At 60.2% G+C, this 11,924-nt stretch carries 13 protein-coding genes; 2 read left to right on the top strand and 11 right to left on the bottom strand.

The window, feature by feature from the left end; all coding sequences use genetic code 11:
* A partial coding sequence (locus QZ964_RS01010; protein ID WP_292528059.1) for a hypothetical protein occupies positions 1–353 on the top strand: 353 nt, incomplete at its 5' end.
* A gap of 133 nt (positions 354–486) precedes the next feature.
* Here the strand turns inward: QZ964_RS01010 and QZ964_RS01015 are convergent.
* The 9 genes from QZ964_RS01015 to QZ964_RS01055 form a co-directional block, all read right to left on the bottom strand.
* Positions 487–1,413, bottom strand: a complete 927-nt coding sequence (locus tag QZ964_RS01015; protein ID WP_292528060.1) for a hypothetical protein — start codon at positions 1,411–1,413, stop codon at positions 487–489.
* An 8-nt stretch (positions 1,414–1,421) separates the two neighbouring features.
* Positions 1,422–2,108, bottom strand: a complete 687-nt coding sequence (locus QZ964_RS01020) for a M15 family metallopeptidase (RefSeq protein WP_292528062.1) — start codon at positions 2,106–2,108, stop codon at positions 1,422–1,424.
* Between the two features lie 1,221 nt (positions 2,109–3,329).
* The gene (locus QZ964_RS01025) at positions 3,330–3,476 is read right to left on the bottom strand and encodes a hypothetical protein (RefSeq protein ID WP_292528064.1); all 147 of its coding nucleotides are present in this window, start codon (positions 3,474–3,476) and stop codon (positions 3,330–3,332) included.
* Between the two features lie 538 nt (positions 3,477–4,014).
* Positions 4,015–4,485 carry a hydrogenase maturation protease gene (locus QZ964_RS01030; protein WP_292528065.1) on the bottom strand — a complete coding sequence of 157 codons (471 nt, stop codon included), beginning with the start codon at positions 4,483–4,485 and terminating at the stop codon, positions 4,015–4,017.
* Entirely contained in the window at positions 4,475–5,767 is a 1,293-nt protein-coding gene (locus QZ964_RS01035; RefSeq protein ID WP_292528067.1) for a Ni/Fe hydrogenase subunit alpha, read from the bottom strand. Before QZ964_RS01035 ends, QZ964_RS01030 begins: the two co-directional genes overlap by 11 nt.
* Entirely contained in the window at positions 5,757–6,533 is a 777-nt protein-coding gene (locus QZ964_RS01040) for an oxidoreductase (RefSeq protein WP_292528068.1), read from the bottom strand. The genes QZ964_RS01035 and QZ964_RS01040 overlap by 11 nt, the downstream gene beginning before the upstream one ends.
* Position 6,534: 1 nt before the next feature.
* Complete coding sequence (locus QZ964_RS01045; protein ID WP_292528070.1) at positions 6,535–7,329, bottom strand: FAD/NAD(P)-binding protein; 795 nt, start codon at positions 7,327–7,329, stop codon at positions 6,535–6,537.
* Between the two features lie 37 nt (positions 7,330–7,366).
* A complete protein-coding gene (locus QZ964_RS01050; protein WP_292528071.1) occupies positions 7,367–7,831 on the bottom strand; it encodes a cyclic nucleotide-binding domain-containing protein in 465 nt (154 codons plus the stop codon).
* Positions 7,828–8,973, bottom strand: coding sequence for a 4Fe-4S dicluster domain-containing protein (locus tag QZ964_RS01055; protein WP_292528072.1), 1,146 nt, complete (start codon positions 8,971–8,973; stop codon positions 7,828–7,830). The genes QZ964_RS01050 and QZ964_RS01055 overlap by 4 nt, the downstream gene beginning before the upstream one ends.
* A 343-nt stretch (positions 8,974–9,316) precedes the next feature.
* Between QZ964_RS01055 and QZ964_RS01060 the strand changes: the two genes are divergently transcribed.
* Complete coding sequence (locus QZ964_RS01060; RefSeq protein WP_292528073.1) at positions 9,317–9,952, top strand: hypothetical protein; 636 nt, start codon at positions 9,317–9,319, stop codon at positions 9,950–9,952.
* A 44-nt stretch (positions 9,953–9,996) separates the two neighbouring features.
* Here QZ964_RS01060 and QZ964_RS01065 read toward each other — a convergent pair whose 3' ends face one another.
* Entirely contained in the window at positions 9,997–10,494 is a 498-nt protein-coding gene (locus tag QZ964_RS01065; protein ID WP_292528075.1) for a DUF1269 domain-containing protein, read from the bottom strand.
* A gap of 225 nt (positions 10,495–10,719) precedes the next feature.
* On the bottom strand, positions 10,720–11,924 hold a 1,205-nt coding region (locus QZ964_RS01070), incomplete at its 5' end, for an AAA family ATPase (RefSeq protein WP_292528077.1).

Genomic DNA, 11,924 nt, shown 5'->3' on the forward strand with positions numbered 1-11,924 from the left:
TTGGCGCAGCGCTTGCCACGCTCGCAGTGCCGCTGGCGGTTTCTCACAATGTGGCGGCGCTGAACTACAATTCGGCGAGTCCAAAGGTCGGACTACAATCCTTCCGGGATTATTACGAAAACTTAAACGTGGAAACCTTCCGTCTCGTGAATACCGCCGACACCGTACCCAATCTTCCGCCACAACGTAGCGGAGACTATCTACACGTCGGTCAACAGGTCTCCTTCAACGCCGACTATGGGGACGAGAAAAAAACACACAACCCCTGCTGCAGCTACGCCTACGCCATCTTCAATCCAAAAGCGCCATGTAATCAGGACTTTGATACCTGCGCCACGAGCCAAGATTCATAATCCGATATTCCCTCGACATGACGCAATTGGCGGCGGGGGCCGGGGCACGGCATTTGTCACTCCGCCGCCGACGCTTCTCACGATGGCAGCTCGAAGGATACGCTCAGAAAGGGAGAAAACGCTTCGTCGTCATTTACTCGGGTCCCAATTGAGGGAAGAAGCTTCCTCCGGCATATTCGATCGCCGTATCGGCCAGAAGGTCACGCCACATGCGATATTGATCGTCGAAAACCGCCTGACCGAGATCGCGTTCAACAAGCGCGGCCGCCAAAAACCTAAGCCCGTCGGCGAGTGTCAGGGCGTTTTCAAGATAGAGCAGCCGCACCCCGACAGCTTCACGTCCCATAACTGATATTGCCGCGGCGATCTCGATATTGTCACGACGGCCTTGTCCAGGACCGCAAACGCCAACAAAACACTGCCGCCAATCATTCGGGCTGCTCTCGCTTCGAAACGCTTCGAATCCCTCCCTCAGCGCGCTGTATGCAGCATGACCGACGACCTTGATGACCTGTTCCAATTGGGGATTTACGCGCTTTAGAGCCGATGGAAATTCGTTCGCAGTTGCACCCCGCCCTGACAACCACTGATCGGAAAGGGTTTTTAGTTCAGCAAGAAACTCTCGCGCCGGATGGGCCAGTTCGACCGGCAGCTCCGCCGAGACGCTTTCAATCGCCTCGGCCAGTGCTTCATTGAGCTGTTTTGCCGCCTGCAGCGCCGCGGTCGAATCCCGCCCCCGGAGCAACTGGCCCCAAGCGCCATGAGCGCCAAGGACCGCATGCATTAACCCTTTAATCTTTGGCAGCGTTTGATTTGGCTGATAACATTTCGCCAGTTTGCCATGTTCGACGCGCCAGATTTCTCCAGTGCCGATGAGCGTCAGCGCGGCGAGCGGAGTTTCCTCTAAGACCTGTTCCCGATTGGCGCCGTATAACGAACGGAACGTCATATTCAGTTTGGCGATAGGATCGTCTGGCGTTCCGGCTTGTGCCAGCGTCGCTGCGGAAATTTCTGACTCGCCCTCAGTTCCAGCATTCATTGCGACGCTCCATTGCAGCAAACGGCCCGTCAGTGACCATCATTGGAAAAATGCTGATAGTCGACGCTTCTTTTCCAGTGTCCGCCCCAGCGCCAGCCTTGTCGCGCGAAAGCCCTGGTGACGACGTCGCCATCAACGATGATCCCGACAATATCTCTCCTGCGCTTGGAGGGCTCATCATAGGCGCGCCCGGCTTCGGGCTCGGTTAGACTTCCTTCCCGGTAGGGATTTTGAACGGGATTGATGTCAACGGCCATGCCATAGGCGTGTCGCGACATCGCGCCGCGATCGGTGGTTCGGCAGTTGAACGCGCTCGTATTATTCGCCGCCATCGATCGTGCGTCGTCGCCGCCGAACTCATCGATTAGGGACATTCGATAGATTCGAAATTTCCCGCTGTCGTAAATTTCCTGAAAGGCCGCCGCGACCGCTTTTGCGGCGCTTCTTGCGACGATCAAAGAGCCGGTTTGCGGGTTGCCGTCGAAATCGAGATAAGGGACGCGTAAGAGAACAAGCGCGTCCCGTCCCGGACATGGAAGCTCCGCGCGCCACGACCTTCCCTGCATGTAAGCCCACACAGCGTCCGGAATTGGCTCAGCCGTCACCTTGGCGCCGCGCGCATTTGCCTCTGCGCCCGCAAGAAACAAGAGCAGAAGCGCAACCCCTCCGATGCGTGAGCAGTGAAAGGTCAAAATCATTTGCGCACTATTCCGCATTTTCGTCCGCCAACGTCGATCATTCGCCTGAAGGCTGAGATCCAAGCTCTCTCGTGATGAATGAGCCGGAAAATGCCTGTGCTCGTATGCTTGATGAGCAATTCGGGACCAAATGTCGTTCCAAGCGCTTTTCTAAAAACCTGCTTGGCGGCGTTTTACGCGGCTTCATTCATCAGAAGCAAGGTTGCGGTCATCTGATCTAGCGGCGGCTTAACCTCCGCGCGATCTCTGCCCGGATACGCACCGGCAAATCACAACAATCTTCTCGGAGCGCTCTCAAAGGCGTTCGGTCATAGAGACGGCAACAATGTTCGATTGGCACATTCCGACGCACGCCATCGTAGGAAAGGCAGCGCCTCGATCGTCAATGCCGCAATGCACACAAATTCGCCGACTCCATCTGCGATTACCATGTCGCCGATCATGAGTATCGCTAGTCCCTTGCATATTTCCGAGACAGCAAAAATTCCGTTTGCCCGGGCCATGCACACCAATTTGCCGAGCGGGCGGTCAGGCCGAGCCGTAAGTGCATTCGCCAAAAAGAGGGCGATCTCTTTTTTTCCGGGTGACAGCCCTACAGATGACGACGGCCTTGGTAAGCCCATGCTCAGCCTTCAACGATGGAGGAGTCGCTTCATTACCTTGAATTGCGACCGTCAATATGGCCGACATGCGGCCCCACCTAGGCACGAGGCGTGGACGGAACGACTAGCGCTCCCGGTCTCTCGCCGCTCAGCGCGGCGTTGCGAGACTTCTCAGATTTTCTCGGCGCGAGGTCATGAGCGTCCGATAGAAACGCCCCGACTGCGGCGTGGCAGCGGGGCGTTTCTTGCGTCTCAACGAACTGGCGTGTTTCTCAGCACACCCATATCCAGCTGCCAACGTAATCGTTCCATTGCTAGCACACGCCCGGGTTTAGAGGTCGCCAGGGCGTGCTCCAATCCCTCTTCTGATAGCGCCAGAGCCCGCCATAGGACTGGATGTTGCCATCGTTAGGGTACGATCGCTGCGCTTGAGCCATCGGAGCGAAACCCAAAGTCGCCCCGATTATCAATAGCACGAGCTTGCGCATTTTTTCCTCCAGATTGATTGGCTGTTAGCCAGTTCAACTGAGTCAGGCGCAAGCTCATTCAAGCCGCCGGCGAACGCTACATAGTCAAACGTGTCCGACGCAGCTTATGTTTCTTTCCTAAGTTTGCGCGGCCGAGGCAATCGCAAATCTTAATGTTTTGCAAAACGCTCTATGGCGTTGATAAACGCCTCCGGCGAAGCGGCAATGCGTCGAACGATATGCATCGGCAAATGAACGAGCATTCGAACGGTCGAGACGGTGGCGATGACTTTCGACGCGGAAACGAGACGCTGCATTCGGGTCTCCATTATGGGTGTGCGCTCGTTTGCGGCGCTTGTATGCGGCACGCACGCGGCTCGTGAGTTTTGCGAGCCGCATCTTAAGCATGCCAAGGTTTCGGCGGGGTTGCCGCAGTGTTACCGGTCAGTTTCGGCGTTGCGGCAAATTTGTGCGGCTCGAAATGCACCGCGCGACCGTCGTCAACCGACTTTTGTGCGAAGAACGCCGTTGTGGCCTAAAAAGAGCCAATTTATCTTATAGATAAGTAAGACTCGGCCTCATCGGAGCGAGTTACGTAACCAGGATTTCAGATTTCGAACGACAGTTCGACAGCAGCGGCCATAGCTCGCGTTTCCTGAACCTGCTCGTTCCAGAACTTACCGTTTCTCCGTATAAAGAAGCGCCGTTTGAGGTTTTTGTTCGCGTCCATCGTCGTTCCGGCGTCTACGGCCTCATTAAAGGAGTCCGTGGCGCGTCAAACTACATTTCAACTGGCATTCGGTTTACCGCTTTTTAACTTCAATTGACGCAGCGCTGATGCGGCGCTTTCCTCGATCATTCGCCGAGAATTTCCGTCCGCAATCGGTCTGCGACGGTATCGACCGCCGCCGCGACCGCTGGCGACATCGGGGCGCCGATATCGAAGGTCCCGCCTTCGATTGCATAAACGACGCAGCGCGAGGGCAATGCGCCAAGCGCTCTCGCGAGCTCCAGAGAATCGGCGAGGCCGAAGCCATGCGTCGACGCGCTGAAGGCGGTCTGCGGAAGGGGACCTGCGACGATGTCAAAACGGTGAATATCGCCAGGGGTTGCGCCGGACACGCAGGCGTCGACGATGAAGGCGGCGTCTGCGCCTTCAAGCCGCGCCAGCACTGTTGTCGCCTCGCCCTCCTCTTCGATAATTTCGACGTCGCCAAGCGAAACTCTCAGCGCTCGCGCGACTGCGCGGCCCGCGGCGTCATCGCCGCGCTGAAGATTGCCGATACAGAGCACGACACGCCGGCTCTCGCGCGCTCTATCCGCCACGATCGATCTCGAGCCGCAGGAAATGCGTCGCGCAGGAAATGCAAGGGTCGTGATTGCGGATCGTCTGCTCACAGCGGTGACGCAAAGTGTCATCTGGCAGATCGAGCCAGGCGTTGGCGAAGGTCCTTAGATCCTCTTCGATGCTCGGTTGATTCTGCGACGTCGGCGGCACAATGCGCGCGTCGGCGATCTTGCCATCGGCGTTGAGCCGGTAGCGGTGATACAGCATGCCACGCGGCGCCTCGGTCGCCGCAAAGCCGGTTCCGGCGCGCGGCTCTAAATCGATCGCGGGGCGTTCCGGTTCTTCGTAATCATCGATGATGCGCAGCGCCTCGTCGCAGGCGTAGAGAACTTCGACGGCGCGAACGATGATGCTGCGAAAGGGATTGACGCAGACGGGCCCAAGTCCTGCTTCGCACGCCGCCTCGCGCGCGAGCGGCGAGAGAGCGGCAGAGTTCAGCGCGTAACGCGCCAAGGGCCCCGTGAGATAGGCGCCGCGCGCCTTGATCTGCGCATGCAGCGCAGTCGAATGTTGGACATGGCTCTCCTCGAAATGTTCGTCATATTCCGCAGCGGAGATGTCGAGTCCGCGGCTCGAGACGATGCGGCCTTGGCTGAGGGGATATTCGCCGTCGCCCCGCAAGGCGACGAATTCATAGTCGCGCTCAACGTCAGGAAAGTCGAAGCCGGCCGTCCAGCGCACGGTAGCGAGCGCCCTATCCCGCGCACGCTTCAATTCTTCGGCGAGCGGCTGAAGCTCGCGCTTGCGCGGCGTGCGATAAAAGCCGCCGACGCGGACATTGATCGGATGGATTTCGCGGCCGCCGAGAAGCGTAATGATCGAATTGCCGACTCTCTTGAGATCCAATCCACGCCGCACGATGTCGGCGTGGTCGCGCGCCATTTCGATCGCGCCTTCATAGCCGAGAAAATCCGGCGCATGCAGCATATAGACATGCAGCGTATGGCTCTCGATCCACTCGCCGCAATAGATCAGCCGTCGTAGCTCGCGCAGCGGTCCGTCGACAACGACGCCGAGCGCATTCTCCATCGCGTGAACCGCGCTCATCTGATAGGCGACCGGACAGATGCCGCAAATGCGCGCCGTGATGTCGGGCGCCTCCGCATACATGCGGTCGCGCAAGAGGGCTTCGAAGAAGCGTGGCGGTTCAAAGATGTTGAACTCCGCCAGTTGAACGACGCCGTCGCGCGCGATGAGTTTGAGCGCGCCCTCGCCTTCGACGCGTGCGAGCTGGTCGACCTTGATCGTCCTACTGGTCATGACGCTCGCTTTCCTTTCGGAAGGCGTCGGCGTTGGCGTTGAAGGTGCGGTAGACGCGTTTGAGCGCGTCATAATCCATGCCGAGCTTGCTTAGCCAGGCCGAAAGCGACGGCGCATTGGGCGTCTCCATCGGGCCGTAGCAACCGTAGCAGCCGCGATTGTAGGAAGGACAGAGCGCGCCACAGCCCGCATGGGTGACAGGGCCCAGACACGGCGTCCCGTGGCCGACCATGACGCAAAGATTGCCGGCGATCTTGCATTCGATGCAGACGCTGTGCGGCGGCGTTTGCGGCTTGCGCCCGGCGAGGAACGCTGAAATCACCTCGACGAGCTGTCGCGTGTTGATCGGACAGCCCCGCAGTTCAAAATCGACCTTCACGTGATCGGCGATGGCGGTCGAGGTCGCCAGGGTCTGGATATAGTCGGGCCGCGCATAGACGATGGCCGTATATTCGCGCACGTCGGCGAAATTGCGCAGCGCCTGTATGCCGCCTGCGGTGGCGCAAGCGCCAATCGTCATTAAGAACCGCGACTGTCTGCGCACGTCCCGGATGCGTTCGGCGTCATGCGCCGTCGTCACCGACCCTTCGACGAGAGAGAGATCGTATGGACCCTCGACCGACGCCCGCGTCGCTTCGAGGAAATGCGCGATCTCGATTTCCCCGGCGATCTCCAGCAATTCGTCCTCGCAATCAAGGAGGCTAAGCTGGCAGCCGTCGCATGAGGCGAATTTCCAGACGGCGAGCTTTGGTCGAACACGCTCCACGTCAAAGCTCCCGATAGGAGAGAAGACTGCGCACGCGGCCGTAGCGATGCACCGGTCCGTCCTTGCAAATGAACAGCGGACCGAACTGGCAGTGGCCGCAATGGCCGATGGCGCATTTCATATTGCGCTCCATCGAGACGAAGATTCGGGAATCCGCGAGGCCGGCGTCTTCAAGCGCAAGCGCGGTTGCGCGGATCATCACCTCCGGCCCGCAAATCATCGCGACAGCCTCCGTCGCGTCGAAACGGAGCTTGGACAGCAAGGGCGTGACATAGCCGACGTCTCCCGTCCACTCCGGCCCGGCGCGTTCCACCGCGACGCGCAACTGGAAGTCGGGCGTTCGCCGCCATTCTTCAACTTCGCTGCGAAAAATGAGATCGTCCGGCGTGCGCGCGCCATAAAGGACGCCGACGCGCCCGTAAGCGGCGCGATGACGAAGCAGCCAATAGATGACCGGCCGAAGCGGCGCGAGTCCGATGCCGCCGGCAATCAGCAGGACATCGAAGCCCTTGGCTTCCTCAACCGGCCATCCGACGCCGAAAGGACCTCGCAAGCCCACTTGATCTCCAGCCTGCAATTTGCCGAGCGCCGCGCTCACCGGCCCGACGGCGCGGATGGTATGCGTCAGCCGCTCCGGCGCCTCCGAGTCGCCGCTGATGCTGATCGGTATTTCGCCGACGCCGAATGCGTAGAGCATATTGAACTGTCCCGGCGTGAACGGCGTGGCGTGCTCAGCCGCAAGATCGAAGGTGAAGACGTCTTGCGATTCGCGGATAAAGCGCGTCACCGGGATCATGCGCGGCGCCATAGGATAGGACGGTGGCGCGCAGGCTTTAAGCGTTTGCGGCATCATACATCCCGAGCGCCTGCATGCGCGCCGACTGCAAGCGTTTGACGAGCGGCGGAATGAAACGCTTCATCATTTCATAGCCGACGCGCGGATCCGCCTCGCACTTACCGCGAAGACACTTGCCGTCGAAAGCGATGGCGCGCGTCAGTTCGATGGCGCGCGCGTCGAATGACGAGCGGTAGGGCGGGATCAGCCAGTCGGCGCCAAGTATTTCTCCGCTCTTGACGGTCAGAAAGGTGAACGAACCGCGCCCCGGCACGAAAGTCTCAAGCGCCACAGCGCCATGTCGCACGAGATAAAAGGAATCCGCTGCGGCGCCCTCGCGATGAAGATAGTCGCCCGGCTGCAGCACGACATTCTTGGCGCATCCGGCGATTAGGCTCAGCGTGTCTTCATCCAGTCCCTCGGCGAAGGGGTGATGACGAAGCAGATCGGCAATGTCCTTCATTGCGGCTCCTCGGCGGCGGCGTCACATCCGCGGATGGCGCGCACCTCTTCGGTTATGTCGATGCCTACCGGACACCAGGCGATGCAGCGCCCGCAGCCGACGCAGCCCGATGAGCCAAATTGGTCGATCCAGGTCGCAAGCTTGTGGGTCATCCATTGGCGGTAGCGCGATTTCGCGCTGGCCCGCACGCTGCCGCCGTGAATGTAGGAAAAATCCATCGTGAAACAGGAATCCCAGCGACGCCAGCGTTCGGCGCGCTCCCCGGCGAGATCGGAGACGTCTTCCACCGATGTGCAGAAACAGGTCGGACAGACTAGGGTGCAGTTTGCGCAGGTCAGACAGCGCGTCGCCACCTCGTCCCAGCGCGGATGTTCGAGATTGCTCATCAGCAATTCGTTGAGGTCGTCCGAACGCATCTCGCGACCCATAGACGATGCGGTTCGTTCGATCACGGCTGCGGCGGCTTCGATCTCGTCATCCGAAGCGGCGCGATGCGGAATCGGCGCCAAAAGCGCATGGCCTTCCTCACTGCCGGCCTCGACGAGAAAAACATGTTCGCCGCCGTCGAGAAGCTCGGTCAGCGCGATGTCGAAGCCTTGCTTCACGCGCGGACCGGCTTGCATCGACGCGCAGAAGCAAACGCCCCCCGCCTGGCCGCAGTTTACCGCGACGATCAGCGCGCGCGCGCGCAACGCCTGGTAATGCGGATCGACGTAAAGGTCGCTGATAAGAACCCTGTCTTGAATCTCAATCGCGCGAATTTCGCACGCCCGCACGCCGATAAAGGCGAGCCGATCGTTGGGCGACGCTTCGGGCGTAACGGTTGTATTCTCTCCATGTCGTTCGGCCGTCCAGAGCCGCAGCTTCGGCGCATGTAGAAATTTTTTCCATGACTGCGGCCCGACCGAATATCCAAAGAGGGCGTCATCGCTGCGCCGCATCAATCTATAGCGGCCGCCATCCTGCTCATCCGTCCACCCGCGGGGCAAATCGTTGATCGATTCGATATCATCGTAGACGATGGCCTGGTTTTCCAGGGTTGGTCCGACGGCGCGATAGCCGCGCGCCTGGATCGCCTGCAGCAACGCTTCCAGGCCCTCAACCGTTACGATCGCCATCGCGCCGTCAACTTGGGCCGCCATCCGCTCCTACCCGGCTCCCTGCACATGCAAGTCAAATTATAGTGGGTCGCATGGAATTTTGTCTGCGACATTTATAGCCTTTGCCCTCGCCCGTGTGACGTGGGCATGACATCAAGCAGACTTGAAAACCGCGCGCTCTATCGCGTCTTCCTCAAAGCCAGCTTTGACGCTTAGCCGCACGCCTTGGCGCGCCAGTCGCACAACAAGCCCGCCGAATCCGCGGCTCGCCGGTTGCTCGCGTCCCGAGCACGAACTATCTTGACCTCTAATTCGGCCAACAGGCGCGAAGCGCAAGGCGAACACGCCGCACCGTCTTTTGCGCCCGAACCAGCGAGGATTGCTCATGTCGAATAGCTCCGACCCGGCCGAACCGAAACCGCCGCACGAGGAAAACTGGGCGACGACGCTCGAGCACGGCTTCGAGGAGATCAGGACCCAGCCGGCCGACGTTCTCTTCGTGGATGTCCTCAAAATCGATCTGCCCTACATCGTCATGCTCTCGATGGCGGTGCTCGGCATCGGCCTTGTCACCTTCACAGGCGGGCCAGTCGATTATTATTGGGAGTTCCTTACGCCCGTCTATTGCGCAATCTGCATCTATGTCGGCTGGCGGCACACCACGACGAGTCAGGAACGCGTGCGCTTGGTGTGGACTCAAATTCTGCATTGGGCCGCCGTTCTTGGCGCAATGGCCCTGATTTACACCGATGCGATGCTTAAAGTAGTCAATCCAAACGCTGCGGGACTTATGCTGATGGTCATCCTCGCCCTGTCGACTTTTGCGGCAGGAGTTCACGCCGGCGCTTGGCAGATTTGCGTCGTCGGCGTGATTCTGGCTATTTCCGCGCCCGTCTTGGCCACGATTCAGACCTCGTCGCCTTTCATTGTCGTCGCGACGCTTGGCGTGGTTTTTATCGGCGCGAGCTTGTATTTGACCTTTCACGCGCATCGCCGGAAGATCGGCGAAGCGGAAACCTGATTGGAGAAACTGCGCGCCGAAGAACCATTCGGCGCGCGTTTCTTCTAGGCGGAAGCCGGCTGTGCTGTGAGCGCGGCGCGGATCGCGTCTTCCTTGGACTTGTCGAACGACGTTCGCAGCACGACGCCGCCAACGCCTTTTAAGCCTTCCAGAACTTTGTCCGTCGTCATCTTGCGCACGAGCAGGAACAATGCGGCGCCTCCGGGCGGAATCGCAGCGGCCACGTCCTTCATGAATTTGTCGTCGATGCCAAAATCGGTCAGCGCCCCGGACACTGCGCCGGCGCCGGCGCCGATCGCCGCGCCTGCAAGCGGCATCATGAAGATCAACCCGATCAAAGCGCCCCAGAAAGCGCCAGAAACTCCGCCAAGCGCCGTGGTGTTGAACAGCTGATTGAGCTTCACCGCCCCGTCAGGATTTTTTACCGCGACAACTGCGTCGCCGAGTTCGATCAGATATTCCTTCTGCATGGTGAAGAGCTTCTGCCGAACTTCCTCGGCCTTCTCTTCCGACGGAAACGCAATCACGAGAAGATCATTCATGGGCCTCTCCTATTCCGCGCGCAGATTTCGGCGCGGCGCCATTGACGATCTAGTTTAGAGCAAAGAGCAAGACAATGCGGCGAGGCTTTCCGTTCGATCAATAGCCCGAACGACGCTGCGCCCGCGTGGCGGGCGGCATCTGCAGCGCGGCGCCCGTCCAGAGTGAAGCGCGCACAAAAAAGGCCCGGCGCAGAACGCCGGGCCTTGGCTTTAGATCGCCGGATTTTATACCGGCTGAGGCTCCATCCCGCCGACGTCGGGCTCTGGCTTTTGCCCCGTCGTCGGCACCGCCGAGCCGCGCGGCGGCGGCGGCGGCGATTCGTCGCGCACCGGCCGTTTGCCGACCAGCAGACCCTTCATCTCGTCGCCTGACAGCGTCTCGAATTCGAGCAGCCCATTGGCGAGCAAGTCGAGTTGACTGCGCTTTTCGGTCAGGATGCGCTTCGCCTCGTCATAGGCCTCCTGCACCAGACGGCGCACCTCGGCGTCGATCGTCTGCTGCGTCGCCTCCGAAAGCGTCTGCTGGCGCCCGATCGAATAGCCGAGGAACTGCTCCTGCTCAGGATTGGCGTAGGCGACGGCGCCAAGCTTGTCCGAGAAGCCAAGCTGCGTGACCATCGCGCGCGCGACACGGGTGCATTGCTGAATGTCCGAGGCCGCTCCCGACGTCACCTTGTCGTGACCGAAGATCATCTCCTCGGCGACGCGCCCGCCCATCGCAATGGCGAGCATCGCGGTCAGCTGCTCGTAACTCTGCGAAATCTGGTCGCGCTCGGGAAGACCCTGCACCATGCCGAGCGCTCTGCCGCGCGGAATGATCGTCGCTTTGTGGATCGGCATCGCGCCAGGAACCGAGAGCTGCACCAACGCATGGCCGCCCTCGTGATAGGCGGTGAGCTTCTTCTCCTCGTCCGTCATCACCAGCGTGCGACGCTCGGCCCCCATCATGATCTTGTCGCGCGCGTCCTCGAACTCCTGATTGGTGACGATGCGCTTCGAACGCCGCGCCGCGAGCAGCGCCGCCTCGTTGACAAGATTCATCAGATCGGCGCCCGAGAACCCCGGCGTGCCGCGCGCAACGATCTTCAAATCCACGTCCGGCGCCAAAGGCACCTTGCGGGCGTGAACTTTCAAAATCTTCTCGCGGCCGATGAAGTCCGGGTTCGGCACCTGGATCTGCCGGTCGAAGCGGCCCGGACGCATCAGCGCCGGGTCGAGCACGTCCGGACGGTTGGTCGCGGCGATCAGGATGATGCCCTCATTCGCCTCGAAGCCGTCCATCTCGACGAGCAGCTGGTTCAAAGTCTGCTCGCGCTCGTCATTGCCGCCGCCAAGGCCGGCGCCGCGATGGCGGCCGACCGCGTCGATCTCGTCGACGAAGATGATGCAGGGCGCGTTCTTCTTCGCCTGTTCGAACATGTCGCGCACGC

The sequence above is a fragment of the Methylocystis sp. genome (assembly GCF_021731785.1).
Classification (GTDB): Bacteria; Pseudomonadota; Alphaproteobacteria; order Rhizobiales; family Beijerinckiaceae; genus Methylocystis.

What these genes read in the sequence shown, in the direction of transcription:
- QZ964_RS01065 (WP_292528075.1), bottom strand. Translation starts at nt 10,494, where the DNA reads ATGAATGATCTTCTCGTGATTGCGTTTCCGTCGGAAGAGAAGGCCGAG.
- QZ964_RS01050 (WP_292528071.1), bottom strand. Translation starts at nt 7,831, where the DNA reads ATGAAGGACATTGCCGATCTGCTTCGTCATCACCCCTTCGCCGAGGGA.
- QZ964_RS01035 (WP_292528067.1), bottom strand. Translation starts at nt 5,767, where the DNA reads ATGACCAGTAGGACGATCAAGGTCGACCAGCTCGCACGCGTCGAAGGC.
- QZ964_RS01060 (WP_292528073.1), top strand. Translation starts at nt 9,317, where the DNA reads ATGTCGAATAGCTCCGACCCGGCCGAACCGAAACCGCCGCACGAGGAA.
- QZ964_RS01055 (WP_292528072.1), bottom strand. Translation starts at nt 8,973, where the DNA reads ATGGCGGCCCAAGTTGACGGCGCGATGGCGATCGTAACGGTTGAGGGC.
- QZ964_RS01045 (WP_292528070.1), bottom strand. Translation starts at nt 7,329, where the DNA reads ATGATCCCGGTGACGCGCTTTATCCGCGAATCGCAAGACGTCTTCACC.
- QZ964_RS01020 (WP_292528062.1), bottom strand. Translation starts at nt 2,108, where the DNA reads ATGCGGAATAGTGCGCAAATGATTTTGACCTTTCACTGCTCACGCATC.
- QZ964_RS01025 (WP_292528064.1), bottom strand. Translation starts at nt 3,476, where the DNA reads ATGCAGCGTCTCGTTTCCGCGTCGAAAGTCATCGCCACCGTCTCGACC.